The 20,571-nt window shown below is 43.9% G+C and carries 17 protein-coding genes; 10 read left to right on the forward strand and 7 right to left on the reverse strand.

Annotated features, from left to right (window positions below; translation table 11 throughout):
- Positions 1 to 22 precede the first annotated feature (22 nt).
- Positions 23 to 1,240, forward strand: a complete 1,218-nt coding sequence (gene nqrF / locus AC19MV_RS15480) for an NADH:ubiquinone reductase (Na(+)-transporting) subunit F (RefSeq protein WP_498308689.1) — start codon at positions 23 to 25, stop codon at positions 1,238 to 1,240.
- Positions 1,241 to 1,351: 111 nt separating this feature from the next.
- Here the strand turns inward: nqrF and AC19MV_RS15485 are convergent, their stop codons facing one another.
- Both AC19MV_RS15485 and AC19MV_RS15490 read right to left on the reverse strand, forming a co-directional pair.
- Positions 1,352 to 1,531 carry a helix-turn-helix domain-containing protein gene (locus AC19MV_RS15485; RefSeq protein ID WP_432402586.1) on the reverse strand — a complete coding sequence of 60 codons (180 nt, stop codon included), beginning with the start codon at positions 1,529 to 1,531 and terminating at the stop codon, positions 1,352 to 1,354.
- 103 nt (positions 1,532 to 1,634) lie between these two features.
- Entirely contained in the window at positions 1,635 to 2,315 is a 681-nt protein-coding gene (locus tag AC19MV_RS15490; protein ID WP_498308690.1) for a Rossmann-fold NAD(P)-binding domain-containing protein, read from the reverse strand.
- A gap of 150 nt (positions 2,316 to 2,465) precedes the next feature.
- Here AC19MV_RS15490 and AC19MV_RS15495 point away from each other — a divergent pair, with 150 nt between their 5' ends.
- Complete coding sequence (locus AC19MV_RS15495; protein ID WP_498308691.1) at positions 2,466 to 3,134, forward strand: nitroreductase family protein; 669 nt, start codon at positions 2,466 to 2,468, stop codon at positions 3,132 to 3,134.
- Positions 3,135 to 3,227: 93 nt separating this feature from the next.
- Positions 3,228 to 3,614 carry a hypothetical protein gene (locus AC19MV_RS15500; RefSeq protein ID WP_498308692.1) on the forward strand — a complete coding sequence of 129 codons (387 nt, stop codon included), beginning with the start codon at positions 3,228 to 3,230 and terminating at the stop codon, positions 3,612 to 3,614.
- A 47-nt stretch (positions 3,615 to 3,661) separates the two neighbouring features.
- On the opposite strand, the gene AC19MV_RS15505 is transcribed toward AC19MV_RS15500, so the two are convergent.
- Positions 3,662 to 4,588: an LpxL/LpxP family Kdo(2)-lipid IV(A) lauroyl/palmitoleoyl acyltransferase gene (locus tag AC19MV_RS15505; protein WP_498299230.1), complete on the reverse strand. Its 927-nt coding sequence runs from the start codon at positions 4,586 to 4,588 to the stop codon at positions 3,662 to 3,664.
- Positions 4,589 to 4,693: 105 nt separating this feature from the next.
- Here AC19MV_RS15505 and hldE point away from each other — a divergent pair, with 105 nt between their 5' ends.
- The 3 genes from hldE (at position 4,694) to AC19MV_RS15520 (ending at position 7,811) form a co-directional block, all read left to right on the forward strand.
- Positions 4,694 to 6,124, forward strand: coding sequence for a bifunctional D-glycero-beta-D-manno-heptose-7-phosphate kinase/D-glycero-beta-D-manno-heptose 1-phosphate adenylyltransferase HldE (hldE, locus tag AC19MV_RS15510; RefSeq protein WP_498308693.1), 1,431 nt, complete (start codon positions 4,694 to 4,696; stop codon positions 6,122 to 6,124).
- Between the two features lie 3 nt (positions 6,125 to 6,127).
- Entirely contained in the window at positions 6,128 to 7,090 is a 963-nt protein-coding gene (locus tag AC19MV_RS15515) for a hypothetical protein (RefSeq protein WP_498308694.1), read from the forward strand.
- A gap of 247 nt (positions 7,091 to 7,337) precedes the next feature.
- Positions 7,338 to 7,811 (forward strand): TetR/AcrR family transcriptional regulator, encoded by a 474-nt coding sequence (locus AC19MV_RS15520; protein ID WP_432402574.1) that lies wholly within the window; start codon positions 7,338 to 7,340, stop codon positions 7,809 to 7,811.
- Positions 7,812 to 8,110: 299 nt separating this feature from the next.
- Here the strand turns inward: AC19MV_RS15520 and AC19MV_RS15525 are convergent, their stop codons facing one another.
- The 4 genes from AC19MV_RS15525 to AC19MV_RS15540 form a co-directional block, all read right to left on the reverse strand.
- Positions 8,111 to 8,809, reverse strand: coding sequence for a DUF3581 domain-containing protein (locus tag AC19MV_RS15525; protein ID WP_498299227.1), 699 nt, complete (start codon positions 8,807 to 8,809; stop codon positions 8,111 to 8,113).
- Between the two features lie 316 nt (positions 8,810 to 9,125).
- A complete protein-coding gene (locus AC19MV_RS15530) occupies positions 9,126 to 10,130 on the reverse strand; it encodes a PAS domain-containing protein (RefSeq protein WP_498308695.1) in 1,005 nt (334 codons plus the stop codon).
- Positions 10,131 to 10,252: 122 nt separating this feature from the next.
- Positions 10,253 to 11,737: a Re/Si-specific NAD(P)(+) transhydrogenase subunit beta gene (gene pntB / locus AC19MV_RS15535; RefSeq protein ID WP_432402568.1), complete on the reverse strand. Its 1,485-nt coding sequence runs from the start codon at positions 11,735 to 11,737 to the stop codon at positions 10,253 to 10,255.
- 11 nt (positions 11,738 to 11,748) lie between these two features.
- Complete coding sequence (locus AC19MV_RS15540; RefSeq protein ID WP_498299225.1) at positions 11,749 to 13,278, reverse strand: Re/Si-specific NAD(P)(+) transhydrogenase subunit alpha; 1,530 nt, start codon at positions 13,276 to 13,278, stop codon at positions 11,749 to 11,751.
- Between the two features lie 464 nt (positions 13,279 to 13,742).
- Here AC19MV_RS15540 and AC19MV_RS15545 point away from each other — a divergent pair, with 464 nt between their 5' ends.
- The 4 genes from AC19MV_RS15545 (at position 13,743) to AC19MV_RS15560 (ending at position 20,568) form a co-directional block, all read left to right on the forward strand.
- Positions 13,743 to 15,533, forward strand: coding sequence for an assimilatory sulfite reductase (NADPH) flavoprotein subunit (locus AC19MV_RS15545; RefSeq protein ID WP_498308696.1), 1,791 nt, complete (start codon positions 13,743 to 13,745; stop codon positions 15,531 to 15,533).
- Between the two features lie 71 nt (positions 15,534 to 15,604).
- Positions 15,605 to 17,296, forward strand: coding sequence for an assimilatory sulfite reductase (NADPH) hemoprotein subunit (gene cysI / locus AC19MV_RS15550; protein ID WP_498308697.1), 1,692 nt, complete (start codon positions 15,605 to 15,607; stop codon positions 17,294 to 17,296).
- A gap of 10 nt (positions 17,297 to 17,306) precedes the next feature.
- Positions 17,307 to 18,080 (forward strand): phosphoadenylyl-sulfate reductase, encoded by a 774-nt coding sequence (locus AC19MV_RS15555; RefSeq protein ID WP_498308698.1) that lies wholly within the window; start codon positions 17,307 to 17,309, stop codon positions 18,078 to 18,080.
- A 763-nt stretch (positions 18,081 to 18,843) separates the two neighbouring features.
- Positions 18,844 to 20,568, forward strand: a complete 1,725-nt coding sequence (locus AC19MV_RS15560) for a hypothetical protein (protein ID WP_498308699.1) — start codon at positions 18,844 to 18,846, stop codon at positions 20,566 to 20,568.
- Positions 20,569 to 20,571: the final 3 nt, after the last annotated feature.

The following is a 20,571-nucleotide window of genomic DNA, read 5'->3' on the forward strand; positions in this document are numbered from 1 at the left end:
CATTGATAAGAAGGGCTATGTAATGGAAATGGCAATAGGTATAGGCATGTTTACCATTGTGGTATGCATCCTAGTAATGGTGATTTTACTCGCCAAACGTAAGTTAGTCAGTACCGCTGATGTCACTATTGGCATTAATGGTGATGCAAGTAAAAGTGTGACAACACCCGCTGGTGACAAGTTACTTAGCGCGTTAGCAGGAAAACAAATTTTTATTCCATCGGCTTGTGGCGGTGGCGGAACCTGTGGCCAATGTCGCGTTAAAGTAAAATCGGGCGGCGGTGATATTTTAGCCACAGAGCTTGATCATATTACTAAAAAAGAAGCCAAAGAAGGTTGTCGCTTGGCGTGTCAGGTTGCCGTGCGCACAGACATGGAACTTGAAGTTGACGAAGAAATCTTTGGGGTTAAAAAATGGCAATGTGAGGTTATTTCAAATGATAACCAGGCAACCTTTATTAAAGAATTGCTGTTAAAAATTCCTGATGGCGAAGAAGTATTATTTAAAGCTGGTGGTTATATTCAAATTGAAGCACCAGCTCATGTAGTGCGTTATGCCGATTTTGATATTCCTGAGGAGTATCGTGGCGACTGGGTTAAGTACGGCTTATTCGACTTAGTGTCTACCGTTGATGAAGACGTTTTACGTGCTTACTCAATGGCAAATTACCCAGATGAAAAGGGCCGTATTATGCTTAACGTGCGTATTGCGACTCCGCCAAAAGAGGGCTTACCTCCTGGGAAAATGTCGTCGTACATCTTTAATTTAAAAGCAGGCGACAAGGTCACGATTTCAGGACCCTTTGGTGAGTTCTTTGTTAAAGAGACCGATGCGGAGATGGTGTTTGTTGGCGGTGGTGCGGGTATGGCGCCAATGCGTTCACACATTTTTAATCAATTAAAAAGTGTTAAAACCAAGCGTAAAATGAGTTTTTGGTACGGCGCTCGTTCAACTCGTGAAGTGTTTTATCAACAAGACTTTGATCAATTAGCTGCCGAAAATGATAACTTTGTCTGGCATGTAGCGCTGTCTGATCCGTTGCCAGAAGATAACTGGACGGGTTACACCGGCTTTATTCATAACGTGCTGTTTGAGAACTACTTAAAACAGCATAAAGCGCCAGAAGATTGCGAGTTTTATATGTGTGGCCCGCCAATCATGAACGCATCAGTTATCGCGATGCTAGAAAGTCTGGGTGTGGAGTCTGAAAACATTTTACTCGATGACTTTGGCGATTAGTGCCAATGTATTTGAGGCGTTAACCGATTCAGTGTAGCGGTGAGATAACAAAAATCTCCAAGCGCGTTAAGCGCTTGGGGATTTTTTATGTGCTTGATGGTGTTGTTCGCATTAACCTAAGCGGTCTGAAAAAGTTAAATAGCGCATGACTTCCACTTTATTAAAACTCAGTTCTTGGCCATTTTGCTCACTCAATAACAGATTCTCTCGAGCATAGCGTCTAATCGTTGTAGGACTTTTATCGAGTATTTCGCAGACTTCATCTAAAGTTAAATAATCATTGTCATTCATATTCTTCTCCATCCTTACCGGTTGCTTGCTAGAGTCTTTTACATCGTTAATCTATTGCTTCGTTTCGCTATTATCTCGTATTTCGTATTCCGAGCTCAGAGGCTTAATGTTGGCTGTTATGCATCATCACATTGGTGATTATTCTGGTTGTTGGTGCGGTTTGAGGCTTGAGTGCGGCTTGGTACATCGCCTCCGCAACTGTGTTTGCATCAATCGGTTGGAACTTTCGTAATGGCCCAATAAATAGCCAGCCAAGAATGCTAAATAATGTTTGTCCTATTCCTTCTAAAAAACGCCCTTGAGCGCGCTCACCTAATAATAAGCTAGGTTGGAAAATATTTAGCACAGGCAATGCCATAGCAGTTAACCCTTGTTCGAGTTCACCTTTAATCCGATTATAAAACACGGTTGATTTGGCACTGGCACCTTGCGCGGTAACCACCATAAATTTAAGTGTGGGATTTTTTTGCACCAGGCATAATTTAGCAAAGGCGAGTACGGCAAGTTTATCGACTTGAATAAAGGCTTCTTCGCTACCGGCTTCTTTTATGGTGGTACCGAGGCAGCAAAACGCATGGTCGATTTTTTCTGATAAGGTTAACTCACGTAACTCATCAATCTGGCAGGCAATAAATTGCACTTTTTCAGCGCCAAATTGATGCTCAACCAGTGCAGGTGTTGAACGTCCAATCACGATAACTTTGCTGTACTGTTCACTTTCAATTAATTGGCTCAGTAACGCATTACCGACTAAGCCTGTCGCGCCCATTATCGCTGCAATCATATAATCCTTTATTATGCTAAAACGTTGAACTCATGCTATTGACTGTAATCTGTCGGCGATAGGGATTCAATAAGAATATTTGTATAGCATTTTTAGTGATGTTTGTTAGCTTATAGCATTATCTCAATCGGCTCATTTTAAGGACATGTTATGACAGCGCATTTGCCGCTTACCGATTTTATAGAATACCCGCAAGATGAAATGCTTAAACGTGCCCAAGATAACTATCAAGAGGTTAAGCGTCGTCACTCTATTCGGGCCTTTTCCGATCGCGCAGTACCGCAAGCCATTATTGAACAATGTATTTTAGCTGCAGGTACAGCGCCTAATGGGGCTAATCATCAACCTTGGCACTTTGTGGCGATTAATAGCCCTGAGATAAAAGCACAAATCCGTCAACAAGCTGAAGCGTTAGAGCAGGCTTTTTATGCTGGCCGCGCTGGAGAAGAATGGTTAGATGCGTTAAAACCATTAGGTACAGATGCAAATAAACCTTATTTGGAAAATGCGCCCTGGTTGATTGCGGTGTTTAGTCAAAAACGCAGTGAGGATGAAGGCGAGCAAAAGACCAATTATTATGTACATGAGTCTGTGGGTATCGCGACTGGTTTTTTAATTCAGGCGCTTCATCATACCGGGCTTGGTACATTAACCCATACGCCTAAACCCATGAGCTTTTTGAGTAAAGTATGCGGTCGAGACAACGATAACGAACGGCCATATATGTTAATTATTGCCGGTTATCCTGCCGACAATGCCACGGTTCCACAGCATGCAATGGATAAAAAATCACTGAATGAAATGTGTGACTTTTTGTAAACAGACCAAGGCATTCACAGCCATGCTTTCGGCCGAAGTGTGATTGCTATTTGTGACAGTCTTTCACGTTATAAAGTATTAAAAGGAGTTAATATGAAATTATCAAGCACGGTACTGACGTCGGCTTTGGGTGGCATGATGTCGATGTTGGCTGAGGCTGACAACCAAGATACTCAATCGGCTCAGGGCGATCTCGTTGAGTTGTCGATTACACTCAATGAAGATTCAATTGGGTTAAGTTGCTTACCAAAAACAGAAGCGGCCAGTGTCACCGCCGATTGGGTTGTTGAATGTAATAGTTTGGCTTATTCGTATCTGAGCGCTAAATCCGCGCAAGGAATGATGTTTATGCGCCAAATTAATAAAAAGCCATTTGGTATGGCAGCCGATTTTATTGCAACCAATTTAATGCAAAATCCGGCAGGGTTTAAAGCGGCACATATCTCGCAAGAATTCGAGTTTACGACTAAAAAGACCTAAAGCATTGTTAAAGATTAAATAAAAAGCGCCTTTATGGCGCTTTTTTGTTATTTGTATAACGATGGTGAGCCTTTAACTGGCCGAGTTTTAAATCGTCGATGGAGCCACATGTATTGGTTCCTGTTGCGATTAATTAGTTGTTCAACAATTTGGTTACCGCGAATGGCATCGTCGGTTTCGTTGTCGCCAGGGAAGTTGTCGAGCGCCGGCATGATTTCGAGATTATAGCCTGTGTCGTCGGCGTTACGTTCAACAAAAAAAGGCAATACATTAGCTTTACCGAGTCTAGCCAGTGAGGTCGCACCGGTAATGGTTGCCGCATCGGGCACGGCAAAAAACGGGATAAATACTGCGCTTGAACGGCCAAAGTCTTGATCGGCGGTATACCAAATAACATTCGGGGCGCGTAAGCTGCGGATCATTTGGCGGACATCACGTTTGGGCACTAGGCCTTTATTTGAGCGCAACCGGCCTTTTACCTGCAAATATTCCATCACCGGATTGTTATGCGGGCGATATACCCCAATACCGGGCGCAAATTGGCCAAAGATACGCGCGCCCATTTCAAGTGGTAAGCAATGCACCGCAAATAAAATCACCCCTTTACCACTGTCTAGGCTGTCGCTGACATGTTCGGTGCCTTTGATGGTCATGTGTTGTTGAATGCGATCATTTGACCACCACCATGCGTTAATGGTATCGAATAACGCTTTGCCGGTTTCTTCAAAGGTGCGATCGAGGAGCTGTTGCTTATCTGTTTCGCTCATGTCTGGAAAACATAAATCAATATTACGACGGGCGGTATGAGCACGACTTTTAGCCAATTTTTTAACTAAGCGGCCAATGGCGCTGCCCATTTTCATTTGCCAGCGCAAGGGCAGCAATAACGTCGTGCGCATTAATAATACGCCAAACCACATAGGCCAATGTTTAGGATGATATAAATCAGAAGAAAATTCGGCTTTTTCGACCACAGATAACTCGTCTTGTTCTCAAAAATTATTTGTTATTCTAACTCATTATTCTGCTGAAAATTAGGTACAATTGCGGTTAAATTTTTACAACACAGTGAATACACAATGAAGGTTTCTCTCCCAGCGTTTGAAAACGCGCGTATTTTAGTGATTGGGGATGTAATGTTGGATCGCTATTGGGTGGGTCCAACGGGACGCATTTCTCCCGAAGCGCCTGTGCCTGTTGTTAAAATTAACCAGATTGAAGATAGACCTGGCGGCGCTGCCAACGTGGCATTGAATATTGCCGCTCTGGGCGGACATGTTCATTTAGCCGGCCTGGTCGGCCAAGATGAAACTGCTGAAGCGTTAACCCAAGGGGTTAAAGTGTTTGGGGTTGAACCGCAATGGTTAAGCGTTGCCGATAAGCCCACGATTACAAAATTACGAGTATTGTCTCGTAACCAGCAATTAATCCGTTTAGATTTTGAAGAATTGTTCGATAAAGCCAGTAGCCAAGCGCTGTTTGACCAAAGTGAATCGATTTTAGATAACGTAGATGTGTTAGTACTGTCTGATTACGCCAAAGGCGCGATTCACGAACCTAAAGACTTTATCGCCAAAGCCCGCGCGAAAGGCGTGACAGTATTGGTCGACCCTAAAGGCCATGATTTTGCCCGCTACCATGGTGCGTCACTTATCACACCCAACATGAGTGAGTTTGAAGCCGTAGTGGGTACCGTAACGGGTGAAGATGATCTGATTGAAAAAGCGCAGGCACTTATAAAGTTACATGATTTTAAAGCCATTTTAGTGACACGTTCTGAAAAGGGCATGACCTTGGTGTCCAAAGATCAGCCTGAACTGCATATTCCAACTGTTGCCCGTGAAGTGTATGACGTGACAGGCGCGGGGGATACGGTGATTTCTGCATTAGCCACATCGATTGCTGCAGGCGCGACATTGGCACAAGCGTGTGCCATCGCCAATACCGCCGCTGGTGTAGTGGTAGGTAAACTAGGCACTTCGACAGTGAGCCGCATTGAGTTGATTCAAGCATTAGCGCTCAATCGTGGTGAGTCTGGTTTTGGTGTTATGACAGAAGATCAATTAGCGTATGCAATGGAGCAGGCACGTTTGCGTGGCGAACGTATTGTGATGACCAATGGCTGTTTTGATATTTTACATGCTGGCCATGTGAGCTATTTACAACAAGCTAAAGCCTTGGGCGATCGCTTAATTGTGGCGGTGAATAGCGATGATTCCGTAACACGCTTAAAAGGCCCTGGTCGCCCTGTGAACCCTGTCGATCGCCGTATGGCGGTATTAGCGGGATTAGCGTCTGTGGATTGGGTTGTGCCTTTTGCTGAAGATACACCGCAGCGTGTGATTGCACGGTTATTACCTGACGCACTCGTCAAAGGTGGCGATTATAAAGTAGAAGATATTGCTGGCGGCGCAGAAGTGATTGCTGCCGGAGGCAAAGTGGAAGTGCTTGGGTTTGAAGAAGGCGTATCAACCACTGCAATTATCCAAAATATTATGTCGAAAAAATAGTTGATGGTTAAACACTGGCAATGGTTATTCATCGGCCTTATCGGTTACTGCACTAGCGTTGCCAGTGAAACCTTATCGACTCAATCTACACCAACTGCTCAGCTTAAGCATACAGTCACGGCGTCATTGCAAATAGATGCTGTTACTGTATCGCCTCATTCACAAGGGTACTTCACCGATATCGGCATCAAGCGTGCATTAATTTGTCATTTGCCTCAATTAACCGCTTGCTTGCATTTATTGCCCCAAGCCCTGCAACAGCAAGGTGTATTTTCGCCGCAAGCGATCCGTGCTGCCATGGGGTATAAAAGTGCGATGGTGTTGTCGGCTGTTGATGAGCATATTGCCGGTATCATTGTGGTTAATCCAACAAAAGACATTGTCGAGCAAAGTGGCTCGATAGGGTTAACGACCTATCAATTGCCTTTACCCCAGCAAGCACAATTAACCCTATGGCATGAGATAGGGCATTTACACAATATACGTCTGCAAAACCATATTTTACCGAGTTCATTAACCAAGTATCAGCATGAATGGCTGGCCGATTTATATTTACTGTGGCGAATTGCACAGCACTATTCTCAGCTTGATCTAGCGTGGCAACAATTTCACCGCCGTAATCTGGCGTTAATTAACGATAGCGGTAATTTATCTCATTGGAGTGCGCCGCAGCTGCAAATTGTGTTAACTCACTATAATATTGAGCAATTACAGCATTTTATTCGGTACGATGATTTTATTGCTGAAGTGTATCCGTTAATGCCTTTATGGTCGTCACGCGACATGGGAGAGTTTTCGAGTTTAGTGCAACGAACGTTTGGTGCCGGTGTTGTCCAACCGTTACCCGGGTATATGTTTTGGCGTCAACCTAAGCTAGTTGAAGTGTTATCACCAACACTTGAACAGCTGATGGGCAAAGACGCGACGCAGCAATGGCTACAAAATCAGTTCAATACAATTCAATAATTTGTAACTCTTTGTGACTCAAAAAAAACACATCATATTTTATTGCCCGCCAATCATTTATCAGACAATTTCTATAACCTTTGATTTTAAAGGGGTAAACCATTAGTTATCGCGATAATGTTCTGTTTTAGGCTGCCTTTCTGGATATTGTACGGTTAAATATGTTGTAAATTTGCTAATTCTTAGCAGAATTTTCTAGTATGGTCTGGTAAGCTCTTGCACCAAAATAATTAGAGAGACTATGTTTATGGCCAAGCGTTCACGCGTTGAAACTGAGTTAACCGTTAACCAAATTTTAGACGAAGCCTTTAAGCAAATCCTCACGATTGGTTTTGAGGCCATGTCTTATACCACCTTATCAGCAGCGACTGGGGTAAGCCGAACTGGTATTAGTCATCATTTTCCACGTAAAACGGAATTTTTAGTGCGTTTAGATGAGCGCATAGGGCAGTTTTTCATTGAGGGATTAGATTTTTCTTCAATTGAGTCATTACAGCAATCTTGGTATGCATTGATGCAACAACCCGAGCGCAAAGCCGTATTACAACTATTTTTTAGTTTGTGCGGTAGTGTTGATGACAATGTAAAAACGCTGAAATCGCTTAACATGGCAAAAGAGACTGCTATCAGTCATTTTGCTGAGGCAGGTAGCCAATGTGTTGAGCAACTAATTGGACACAGTGCAATAGCACTGTTACACGATGGAAAAACTGCGCAATAAGCCATTGATCGTAGAGTAGATAATTTGGCTAAATAGTCATTTTACCTTGTAAGTAACACATCGGTGTTTAAATTGGCGAGATGATCAATAAAACACTGACATACCATGGCCTGAATTGCAGCAATTTACGAGTTAAATTGAGTGTAAAACAGGATAGTAAAATGGTAAAAAACGCGAGCTGCACACCAAAGTGCAGCTCGCGTTTTTTTGTTTGGCTATTATATCAATCCGCATTAACAAGTGACCACTCAGAATGCGTCCAGCGATTTTTGAGTACCGCGCAATGCTATTAAATACAATTAACGCTGTTTTCTACTTTCATAGGCGTCACACAATAGTTGTGCTTTTTCATCGTCATATTCACGTAAGCCACTCAACACTAACGTTTTCATCCCGCTACCAATCACTTTACCTTCGCTTTGCAGCTCAAAAGTTAGGGTGACATCACCACGCTTGCCATTAATGACCAGGGCCTGGTCAACGAGGTGTAAGCTCATGGTGGTAAAATCAAAGTGGTCAAGATGGAACGACATGCTTTCGTAAATCACCAGTGGGCGGTCTGGATTAATCATCACTTGATGTTGTTTCATCATTGGCATCAACACATGAATGAAGTTAAGCCCTGAAAACGCCACATAGCTTTTAATGAATGCCGCGGTTTGTACATCGCACTTGCATACTTCACCTTGACGTTCAATGTGCAGGTATTCTTTACCTTTGGTATCGCAAATACTGAATTTGTCGGTGACACCTTTATCAAGATGCAGTTCGACATTATCACCCACCATGCCGGCAAACTTAAACTTCATATTCGCGCTTAAACCGTATTGCGTTAATACCAAGGCAAAGAGTAAGTCACCAGGCACACAAAAACGCTTGGCGCCTACGTCATGGATAGGGTTAAAGTCTTCAGCCACTTTTTTGGCAAAGTCACTCGCCTGCTGGGCAGAGATAAACACGCTTTGATCTTGCTGAGTAAAATAAGGTGATAAAAACATAAAGAATAATTCTTATTGGTCAGTTGTCTGCTATCGCACAGCAGCGGTTTGTTACTGATTATGCAGCAATAAACATGCTTTTGGGCAACAATATATTAATAAAATAGTTAATTGAGCCAGAGTGTACTTTAAAACATCAAATAAACTCACCCGATGACTAGGGCTTGTTTCGCACTTAAGTTCAGTTTGTCGATAGTTTGTCGGTTATGCAGGTGCTTTTAGTATGAGCATAAATGAATTGTGCTGCGCAGTTATACAACGTCTTGTTACCAACGGGAAGTTTCTTCACTGGTGTTAGGCGCCTAGTGGCCAGTTTTCACCAAAATAAAAAGTTGTGTTTGCCGTGCTTTTTGACGCTATACATGGCTTTGTCTGCTTGCTCGCACACGTTAGCAAACTCATCGAGTTCGTCGAATAAACTGATGCCTATGCTCAATCCGATACTTATTGTTTCGCCGTCGAGTTTGAGTGGTTTTCGATATAGGTCCAGTAGCCTGTTGGCCATCTGGGTTAATACATCAATATCATAACATTGGGTTAAAATGACAAATTCATCACCACCAAAGCGGGCAATATGAAAACTATATTGTTTACTTGCTGTATCGGGTGGTGAAAACAGCTGTTGGCATATGCGAGTGAGATCTTTGGCAATATGAATAAGCAAACTGTCGCCATAACGATGGCCTAAATGGTCGTTAATGATTTTAAAGCCATCAAGATCGATAAAGCATAATGCGCCGAGGTGGTGTTTATCTTGTTGTTGTTTTTCATGCTTAAAGGCGGTCACTATTGCCGTACGATTGAGCAAGTTAGTGAGCGGATCTCGGTGGGCGAGTTTGGCTAAATCTTCTTCGTAACGCTTTTCTTTGGTGACATCAATGTGCGTTCCCATAATACGTAATGGCTTGCCATTAATGTCATGTTCAATAATGCGGCCACGGTCCGATACCCATGCCACAGTGCCATCTTTGTGGATCATGCGGTGCACTGCTTCATAGGTTTCAGCTTGGCCTGCGACGTGGCTTTCAAATGCTGCTATCACCCAGTCTTTATCTTCTGGGTGTAAGTTGTTTTTCCAGCTGTCGATATGGGCAGGGAGTTCTTGACGAGTAAAGCCGAGTAGATTGCCCCATTGTTGATTAAACATGGTCAAATTACCGCTAGGGATGTGTTGCTCCCACAGACATAACCCAGTGCCATCAAGGGCAGCATTGAGTTGCTCATTTACCCGTTTGTTCACTAAGGTAAGGTGGCTATTCTCTCGCTCTAATTGCTTAATTTTGAGCTTACATTGCTCAAGTTCAAGCTGCAGCGGAGTCATGTTATCCTGCAATGCCATTGATAACCGATAATCCCTTTAAGTCATATTTGTTTAGTTTAGCGAATTTTGAGATAAAAAAATACCAGCTAATTAGCTGGTATTTTAACTGATAACGTCAAGCGTTAAAGTGCTTTTAAAATCGCTTCTACGCTGTCTTTGGCATCGCCAAATAACATTTGGGTATTGTCTTTAAAGAACAATGGATTTTGTACACCGGCATAACCGGTATTCATTGAACGTTTAAAGCCAATCACGTTTTGTGCTTTCCACACTTCGAGTACAGGCATACCCGCGATAGGGCTACTTGGATCTTCCATAGCCGCAGGGTTAACTGTATCGTTTGCGCCAATCACTAAAACTGTATCTGTGTCGCTAAAGTCTTCGTTGATTTCGTCCATTTCGAGCACGATATCGTAAGGCACTTTAGCTTCTGCCAATAGTACGTTCATGTGGCCAGGTAAGCGCCCGGCAACAGGGTGAATACCAAAGCGAACCTTAATGCCTAATGCACGTAACTTTTTAGTGATTTCAGCGACTGGATATTGCGCTTGCGCAACTGCCATACCATAACCTGGGGTGATGATGACTGAGTCCGATGCTTTAAGCATATCAGCGACATCTTCAGCGGTAGTTTCACGGTATTCGCCCACAGTGTCATCACCCGTTGATGCCACACTATCGTTACCAAAGCCGCCGGCAATTACTGAAATAAATGAGCGGTTCATGGCTTTACACATAATGTAAGACAGAATCGCACCTGACGAGCCCACTAAGGCACCGACAACAATCAGTAAGTCATTTGATAGCATGAAGCCCGCTGCTGCGGCTGCCCAACCTGAATATGAGTTCAGCATTGACACCACCACTGGCATATCTGCACCACCGATAGATGCCACTAAATGCCAACCAAATGCAAAGGCGATTAGGGTCATCAAAATGATGGGCGTTACTGCGCCGCCAGCTTGAACAAACATCACCATCAAAATGAATGAAACCACTACCGCAAGCAAATTAAGCTTGTGGCGGTGCGGTAACATTAATGCTTTTGATGAAATCAGCCCGCGTAATTTAGCAAACGCCACAATCGAACCGGTAAAGGTCACTGCACCGATAAACACGCCTAAAAACACTTCAACCAAGTGAATGTTGAGCATGGCACCGGTTAGGTGTTCGGATTGTTGTGCTGCGTTGGCTTCAATAAACGCCGCTTTGGCGCTAGCGAGAGTGGTATTCAGGTCTTGCCCTAATACCAACACGACTTCAGACACTTCATGGGGCTGAATATCAATAAAGCTGTTAAAGCCTACTAATACCGCAGCTAAACCAACAAAGCTGTGCAAAATGGCGACCAGCTCCGGCATTTCAGTCATTTCGACTTTCAATGCTAAGCGGATACCAATTGAACCACCAATGACCATGGCGAGAATAATCCATTCTACGCCGCTCGTAGCAGGATTGAGTATGGTTGCAATAAGCGCAATCGCCATACCAATAATGCCAAATAAATTACCATTTTTAGCGGTTTCTTGTTTTGATAACCCAGCTAGGCTGAGAATAAAAAACACCGCGGCAATGATATAAGATGCTGTAACCAGTCCTTGAGACACGATATGACTCCTTAATCTTTACGGAACATCTTCAGCATGCGCTGAGTGACGGTAAACCCGCCAAAGATGTTGATACTGGCGATAAGCACCGCAACAAACGCAAGCGCCGTGACTAATGCTGAACCTTGACCTATTTGCAATAACGCGCCCACCACAATAATACCTGAAATGGCATTGGTGACCGACATTAGTGGGGTATGCAATGAGTGCGACACATTCCACACCACGTAATAACCCACCACACACGATAGGATGAATACGGTGAAGTGTGATAAAAACTCCGCCGGTGCAACCGACGCGACAGCAGCAAAGCCTGCAAGCCCTAACGCGCCTAAAATATACTTAAGTTTTGACGGTGCCTTTTCCACTTTTGCCGCTTTGGGTTCAATACTCGCGGCAGGTTTTTGTGGCGCAGCTGATACTGAAATTGCTGGTGGTGGGAAAGTAATTTCGCCGCCACGGGTCACAGTCATATTACGCATAACCACATCATCAAAATCGAGCACGGCATTACCGTCTTTGGCTTTACACATTAACTTCATCAAATTGACTAGGTTAGTGCCATAAAGTTGTGACGATTGCGCCGGTAAACGACCCGGTAAATCGGTGTAACCCAATACCTTAACGCCGTTGTCGGTAATAAAGCGCTCACCAGTAACGGTATATTCACAGTTGCCACCCGTCGCGGCTGCTAAATCGACAATCACTGACCCCGGTTTCATGGTGTCGACCATGTCTTTAGTGATCAGCTTTGGCGCAGGACGACCAGGAATTAACGCTGTGGTGATGATGATGTCGACATCTTTGGCTTGCTCGGCAAATAATGCCATTTCAGCGGCAATAAACTCATCTGACATGACTTTGGCGTAACCGTCAGATGATCCGCCTTCTTTATTTTCAAATTCAAGCTTTAAGAAACTGCCGCCCATTGACTCAATCTGCTCCGCGACTTCTAAGCGAGTATCAAATGCGCGTACGATGGCCCCTAAAGAGCCAGCAGTGCCAATAGCGGCAAGACCGGCTACACCAGCACCAATAACCAACACTTTGGCTGGTGGCACTTTACCTGCAGCGGTAATTTGCCCGGTAAAGAAACGACCAAATTCGTGTGCCGCTTCAATCACCGCGCGATAGCCACCAATGTTAGCCATTGACGATAATGCGTCTAGCGATTGGGCGCGTGAAATACGCGGCACCATGTCCATTGCCATTACGGTAATATTTTGACTTGAAAGTTTTTCAACTAACTCAGGATTCTGTGCCGGCCAAATAAAACTGACCAACGTCGTGCCCGGTTTCATTTTTTTAATTTCGTCATCGGTGGGTGCATTCACTTTAAAAATAAAGTCAGCGTCGAACACATTGTCGACTACATCAGCCCCAGCGGCTTCAAATGCAGCATTATCAAAGCTCGACTTCACACCTGCCTGTGCTTCGACTGCCACACTAAAGCCGAGTTTTTTTAGTTGTACCACAGTGGCTGGAGTCGCCGCGACTCGAGTTTCACCTTCGATACTTTCTCTCGGTATTCCAATCTGCATGACTGTTTCCTGATGGTTAATAAAAGACCGTCTATTGCTTTCCCCATCAATAGACCATTGTGTTTGAGTATTACTAGCTTCACATGGGCACTTATAGGATAGAAAAAGTGCAGCATATGACCATTGAAGTCGGGTAAACTATTTAACCAATGGCATTGCTATGACATCGCGATATCATATTCATATGTCGTTTTACTCAGAGAACAATCAACCTGATAGTTTTTCATTAGTTAATTGGACCTCCTAGCTTGCGACATGAGGCGTGTTCGGTACAAGTGCCTTTAGGCTAATTCCTTGGTTTTAAATTGAGGTAATTTAAAAACTTTTAACTCCGCCACACTTTTGTAGCCTAAAAAAACACCTTTGCATATTCCTAAATGGAATAAAAAATTATCTTTTATTCTTTTTTGGTTTTCGAACCTAGTAGTAAGCTAACTCACATTACACTGTTATAAGGCCGTCTTATGTTGTTAAAAGAACTCTCAGCGCTAGCATCGCCATTGTCTCAAGGGCAAGTCGACAAGCTAAAACAATTCACATCAGAATTATCGTCTGTGCAACTTGCATGGGTTAGTGGTTATTTGGCAGCAAGTGCAAGTCAGGGCCAAACAGCAGGTGCGCCTGTTGCAGAGACTTCTGCAGCACAAACAGTAACCATTTTATATGGCAGCCAAACCGGTAATGGCCGTGGTGTTGCGCAGGCATTAGCCGCTAAAGCACAGGCACAAGGTTATGCTGTTAACCTAACCTCAATGGGTGAATACAATGTTCGCCAATTGAAGCAAGAAACAGTGTTACTGCTTGTTGTCAGTACCCACGGCGAAGGTGAAGCACCTGATGATGCCATTGAACTGCATAAGTTTTTAGCCTCAAAACGTGCGCCAAAATTAGATAACCTACATTACTCGGTTTTAGCATTAGGCGATTCAAGCTACGAGTTCTTCTGCCAAACTGGTAAAGACTTTGATGCGCGTTTAAGTGCATTAGGTGCCAAAGCATTGCTGCCTTTAGTTGAATGCGATGTTGATTACGAAGATGCCGCGGCGCAATGGCAAGACAGTGTAGTCGAAGCGGCTAAGCCACATATTCAAACCTCAGGTGCCAGCGTAACCGCTATTGGTGCAACTGCAGTAGTAGGTGAAAGCCAATACACCAAGCAAAATCCATACAGCGCAGAAGTGCTTGTAAGCCAAAAAATTACCGGCCGTGATTCAGACCGTGACGTACGCCATGTTGAAATTGATTTGGGTGAGTCAGGATTAAGCTATCAAGTGGGTGACGCGTTAGGCGTGTGGTTTAGTAACAACGAAGCCTTAGTTGATGAAGTGATCAGCGGCCTTGGTTTAGACGCTGACGAAAACGTTACTGTATCGAAAGAATCGTATTCATTAAAAGCGGCATTAACAGACAAAAAAGAACTCACTCAGTTATACCCAGGCCTTGTTAAGTCTTGGGCTGAATTGAGTGGTAATGCTGAACTTGCTGCCATTTGTGAAGATAAAGAGCAAACCAGACAGTTTATTTTAGCAAATCAGTTAGCCGACTTAATTGCAGCTTACCCAGCCAAAGTCAGCGCGACACAGCTTGTTGATATGTTACGTCCATTAACACCACGCTTGTATTCTATTGCTTCAAGTCAGGCAGAAGTTGAATCAGAAGTGCATTTAACCGTGGCGCTTGTTGAAGATGAACGTCAAGGTCATGCCCGTTTTGGCGGCGCATCGCACTTTTTAGCGTCAGCTGAAGAAGGCCAACAAGTTAACGTTTATGTTGAGCCTAACAACCACTTCCGCTTACCAGAAAACCCTGAGACACCTGTGATTATGGTGGGTCCTGGTACTGGCGTTGCGCCATTCCGCGCCTTTATGCAGCAACGCGCCGCAGACGGTGTGTCGGGCAATAGCTGGTTATTCTTTGGTAACCCACACTTTGAACAAGACTTTTTATACCAAGTTGAGTGGCAGCAGTATCTTAAAAATGGCGATTTATCGCGTTTAGATGTGGCATTCTCGCGCGATCAAGCTCATAAAGTGTATGTGCAGCACCGCATAGCCGAGCAAGCTCAAGCATTATGGCAGTGGCTGCAAGACGGCGCCCATGTGTATATTTGTGGTGATGCAGAGCGCATGGCCAAAGACGTACATCAAGCATTAGTGAATATTGCGGTTGTACAAGGTGGCTTAAGCGCTGATGACGCCGAAGCATACTTTGAAACACTGCGTAGCGAAAAACGTTACCAAAAAGACGTGTATTAAATTCGGTCTAGGTCAGTTTTCAATACCCAATCGCACTAATGAATTGAACAGAATTAAGAGAGGCCAAGGCCATGAGTGAGCAAAAGTTAGCGTTAAACGAATACTTAAAAATCGACAGTGATTATTTACGCGGCGACATCCAGGGTGGGTTAGATACCCAGGTGACGGGATCGTTTAGTGATGGCGATCAGCAGTTGATCAAATTCCACGGTTTTTATCAGCAAGACGATCGCGATTTACGTAATGAACGTAAAGAGCAAAAGTTAGAACCATTACATAGCTTTATGCTACGTGCTCGTGTACCTGGCGGTATTTGTACCCCACAGCAGTGGTTAGAAGTGGATAAAATTTCATCTACGCTAACCACCTCAAACAGCATTCGTTTAACCACACGTCAAACGTTTCAGTACCACGGCATTCCAAAGCGTAATTTAAAAACCTTGATCCAGGGTCTTGATCGCGCTGCACTTGATTCTATTGCCGCCTGTGGTGATGTAAACCGTAACGTGATGTGTAACCCAAACCCAGTTGAGTCTAAGTTACATGCGCAGGCTTATGCGGTTGCCAAGCATTTATCTGACCATTTATTACCACACACTCGCGCGTATGCTGAGATTTGGTTAGATGAAGAAAAGCTATTAGGCACCGAAACGGTTGAACCGGTTTACGGCAAAACTTATTTGCCACGTAAATTCAAAATGGCTGTTGCGGTTCCGCCACATAACGATGTAGACGTTTATACAAACGATCTTGGTTTTATCGCAGTAGCAGAAGCTGGCGAGTTAATTGGTTTTAACTTGGTAGCGGGCGGCGGCATGGGCTCTACCCACGGGGAAGTTGAAACCTTCCCGCGTTTAGCGGACGACTTTGGTTTTATTAAAACGGCTGATGTCACCAAGTTTGCAGAAGCGGTAATGACCGTTCAACGTGACTGGGGTAACCGTGTTGTGCGTAAACGTGCGCGTTTAAAATACACCATTGTTGATCATGGCTATGATGCGTTTAAAGCCGAAGTTGAAAAACGTGCCGGAGTTAAGTTTGAGCCAAAGCGTGACGTGATCATTGGCGATCGCGGCGACCGTTATGGTTGGGTTGAGGGTATCGACAATAAATTCCACTTAACGTTATTTATTGAAAGCGGCCGTATTAAAGATATGCCGGGTCAAACCTTGCAAACCGGTTTACGTGAAATTGCCAAAATCCACAAAGGCGATTTCCGCATGACATCTAATCAGAACATGATTATTGCCGGTGTCGCTGCAGAAGATAAAGCCGAAATTGAAGGTTTAGCGCGCAAGCACGGCTTATTAGGCCAGGTGCTAAGTGGTACTCGCGGGCATTCAATTGCTTGTGTGGCATTACCAACTTGCCCATTAGCGATGGCAGAAGCTGAACGTTATTTCCCTGAGTTTATCGATCACATCGATGCGCTGCAGGCTAAGCACGGCATTAGCGAGCAATCAATTGTGGTGCGCATGACAGGTTGTCCAAACGGCTGTGCCCGTCCATTTGCTGCTGAAATTGGCTTAGTGGGTAAAGCGCCTGGTCGTTATAACTTGTATTTAGGCGCCAGCTTTGAAGGCACGCGTTTAAACAAAATGCATAAAGAAAACATTCAAGAGGCTGAAATTTTAGCTGAATTGGATGCCTTGTTTGGCCGCTACGCCACAGAGCGCGATGCTGGCGAAACCTTTGGTAACTTCACAGTGCGCATTGGCGTTGTGAAGGCGGTTAATGACGCCGCTAAGGATTTTCATGCCTAATGAAGTGGTAATGACTGCATCGAAAAGTGCAGGCGTCGATCATAGTGTCACTCCCGCTCAACTGCAGGCGTTGTTATCAGCGCCTAAAGCTGAGCAAGTGGCCGCACTGGAAAGCATTAACCAGTTTTTAGCGGGATTAACGGCTCAGGAGCGGGTTGCTTGGGGGCTAGCGTATTTACCTGGGGATCATGCGTTATCGTCAAGCTTTGGTATTCAAGGTGCAGTGATGTTACATATGGTCACTCAAGCGCAAAGCGATATCCCAGTGATTTTAACCGATACGGGCTATTTGTTTCCTGAGACATACCAGTTTATTGATCAGTTAACTGAGCGCTTAAACCTCAATCTTAACGTGTACCAGGCTGAGCAAACCCAAGCGTGGCAAGAAGCGCGCTTTGGGAAGCTGTGGGAGCAGGGGATTGACGGCTTAGAAAAGTATAACCGCATCAATAAAGTTGAGCCTATGCAGCGTGCATTAGCTGAATTAAATGTTGGTACCTGGTTTGCCGGTTTGCGTCGCAGCCAGTCTAGCACCCGTGAAGCATTGCCTATTTTAGCTATTAGTGGCAAACGTTTTAAGTTGCTGCCCATCATTGAGTGGAGCAACAAAGACGTGCACATGTACTTAACTGAACATGACTTACCCTATCACCCATTATGGGAGCAGGGTTATGTGTCGGTAGGCGATACTCACTCAAGTAAACCACTTGAGCTTGGTATGAGCGAAGAAGAAACTCGTTTTAATGGTTTACAGCGAGAATGTGGTCTGCACTTCGATATCTAGCTTAACCTCTTTCATTCGCGCGATAGAACATTATCGTGTTATATCATCCATCTGCAATTTGCAGATGGATGATAATCAAATTTTTATCCCCGTTTTACTGCTTGGTAATATCCTCATTTTCTGCCCGTGATTTTTGTCATTCAAAAGTTTGAATTGTTAGCGCAACTTGGCAGAGCGATTATTCAATTTTGCGTCCATATGATTGCGAAAAACCGAGTGTGGGTCTGCGAAAATAGGGGTAACAATCGCCCACATTCCACATGAGGGTTTAGAAGAGATAATCGCGATAAATAAAAACGTTAAATTTTATTTAAATTTTCATGCATAGATGCCGATAGTAGTCTAGATTTAGATGTTCCCGTAGACGGTTTTTGTGGACGTTTTGGGATTGTTTTTGCAATCCACGTACCTGCAAAAGCTTCGCTCGCATCCTCGAGTACTTTGATTGACTTGTTAGCGTATAAGCAATCATTTGAGTTAGCCCCGATAACCCTGATGTACATGGGTTATCGGGTAGCCTCTTAATCGTTAAATCACATCTCCTCTCTCTACGTCATCATTTATTTTGCCCAGCTATCGTTTAACTTAATTGTTATTATTTTGTTTATTTTTTTGTTGTTAGGCCTCAGCAGATGCCAAATGACTCAATTAATGTTAAATTAATCCGCTGTTTATCGATGTAATTGATAATTCACACTTAAAGAATTTTAACGCTAACTCATTTCAAGGAAGAGTTAACAGTCATATAAATTGGAGTTTATAGATGAATAAAATGGCAATTGCTGCTGTGGTATTAGCCGTCGGTGCTGGTGGATATTTACTAACACAACAAGGTGGTTCGGTAAGTACAAGTGACCCCATGCTTGATTACATTCCCGCAGACACATTAGCGTTTTCAGGACAATTAGCGCCATTCCCACTAAAAGACTATTTATATAGCATTGCGGGTAATTACCAAGCTCAGGACATTGATGAGTTACTGCAAATTGATGATAGCTCAAGCCCACAAGCGCGCTTCTTTGTAAGCTTATACAAGCAATACATGACATTACTGCCTACACCAGATGCATTGCTTAGCACTTATGGTTTAGCTGATTCGATAAAAAGCTATTTTTATACACTCGGTGCATTGCCTGTGATGAAAACTCAGCTAAGCAATCCTACTGCATTTTGGGCTGAGCTTGACCGTGCAGAGCAAGACAGTGGTTTAGTGCATACCACTGGTAAGGCTGGCGACAGTGAATACCGCGCCTATGCGTTAACCGATGCCGATGACAAAGAGCAAATCAGTATTATCTTTTCTGAAAAGCAAGGTTGGTTAACGGTCACGTTAAATACGTCAGTAAATGATGTGGCGCTGCTTGAAACCGCACTTGGTGAGAAAAAAGTCGATAACCCACTAAGTGGTACCACGATGTTACAAGACATCGCTAAAACACACGGTTTTATGCAAGACAGCATTAGCTTCATTAACCATGTTGAACTGGTTAAAGGATTAACAACCACCGACGGTAACATGCTGGCTAAACAAATTAGCAAAATGGCTGCAGCACAAGGTGAAGACCCACTGGCTGAGCTTAAAACACCGACTTGCCAAGCGGAGTTTTCGGCTATTGCAGCTAACTGGCCGCGCACAGTAATGGGGCTCAACAGTTACTCTATTAGCCGTGCAGAAAGCACCATTGATGCTGCGATTGTGGTTGAAAGTAATAACCAAGTTATTCTGTCTGCGTTGAACAAAATGCGCGGCTTTATTCCGGCGTTTAATAATAGCGACCACGAAAATATTTTATCGCTTGGATTAGGCATTGATGTTAATCAATTAGCGCCAGCATTGAATGAAATATGGAAAGACTTACAAGCGCCATCTTATCAGTGTGAAGCTCTTGCACAAATGCAAGGTGAGCTAGATGAATTAAACCCTGCAATGGTCGGCATGATGACCGGCATGGCCAACGGTGTTAAAGGTATTAGTGTTACGCTAGCTGATTACAAGTTAGCAGAAACCAATGGTGAACCAAGCTTTGAGAAGCTTGATGCCTTAATCAGTATTTCGGCTGATAATCCAATGATGTTAATTGATATGGCTAAGCCATTCTTTCCACCGTTGGCGAGTATTGATCTTAAAGACAATGGCGACCCAGTTGATATCACGCCAATGTTGATGTTACCTCCAGAGTATGGTGTCAGTGCGAAAGTGGCGATTAAAGGTAATCACCTTGTGGTTTACACTGGCGACAGAGGCACCGAACTGGCTGATGGCCTTTACACGCAAACATTAGACGCGAATGGCTTCTTTGATTTTGCCGTCGATTATCAAAAAATGTTTATGCCGTTAGTGGACATGATTGAAATGAGCGGTGAGCCAATGCCAGAAGAGTTATCGGTATTAAAAGATTACGACATGCGGTTAAAGATGTCTGTCGACTTTACTGATAAAGGCATTGTGATTGGTTCTAAAGTGAACAGCAAAGCCAGCGCTGAGTAGTTC

The organism is Shewanella sp. MF05913 (genome assembly GCF_059758095.1).

Bases quoted from the DNA above. Each gene is read 5' to 3' on its own strand.
- nqrF (WP_498308689.1), top strand. From the start codon at position 23: ATGGAAATGGCAATAGGTATAGGCATGTTTACCATTGTGGTATGCATC.
- AC19MV_RS15485 (WP_432402586.1), bottom strand. From the start codon at position 1,531: ATGAATGACAATGATTATTTAACTTTAGATGAAGTCTGCGAAATACTC.
- AC19MV_RS15490 (WP_498308690.1), bottom strand. From the start codon at position 2,315: ATGATTGCAGCGATAATGGGCGCGACAGGCTTAGTCGGTAATGCGTTA.
- AC19MV_RS15495 (WP_498308691.1), top strand. From the start codon at position 2,466: ATGACAGCGCATTTGCCGCTTACCGATTTTATAGAATACCCGCAAGAT.
- AC19MV_RS15500 (WP_498308692.1), top strand. From the start codon at position 3,228: ATGAAATTATCAAGCACGGTACTGACGTCGGCTTTGGGTGGCATGATG.
- hldE (WP_498308693.1), top strand. From the start codon at position 4,694: ATGAAGGTTTCTCTCCCAGCGTTTGAAAACGCGCGTATTTTAGTGATT.
- AC19MV_RS15515 (WP_498308694.1), top strand. From the start codon at position 6,128: ATGGTTAAACACTGGCAATGGTTATTCATCGGCCTTATCGGTTACTGC.
- AC19MV_RS15520 (WP_432402574.1), top strand. From the start codon at position 7,338: ATGGCCAAGCGTTCACGCGTTGAAACTGAGTTAACCGTTAACCAAATT.
- AC19MV_RS15525 (WP_498299227.1), bottom strand. From the start codon at position 8,809: ATGTTTTTATCACCTTATTTTACTCAGCAAGATCAAAGCGTGTTTATC.
- AC19MV_RS15530 (WP_498308695.1), bottom strand. From the start codon at position 10,130: ATGACTCCGCTGCAGCTTGAACTTGAGCAATGTAAGCTCAAAATTAAG.
- AC19MV_RS15540 (WP_498299225.1), bottom strand. From the start codon at position 13,278: ATGCAGATTGGAATACCGAGAGAAAGTATCGAAGGTGAAACTCGAGTC.
- AC19MV_RS15545 (WP_498308696.1), top strand. From the start codon at position 13,743: ATGTTGTTAAAAGAACTCTCAGCGCTAGCATCGCCATTGTCTCAAGGG.
- cysI (WP_498308697.1), top strand. From the start codon at position 15,605: ATGAGTGAGCAAAAGTTAGCGTTAAACGAATACTTAAAAATCGACAGT.
- AC19MV_RS15555 (WP_498308698.1), top strand. From the start codon at position 17,307: ATGACTGCATCGAAAAGTGCAGGCGTCGATCATAGTGTCACTCCCGCT.
- AC19MV_RS15560 (WP_498308699.1), top strand. From the start codon at position 18,844: ATGAATAAAATGGCAATTGCTGCTGTGGTATTAGCCGTCGGTGCTGGT.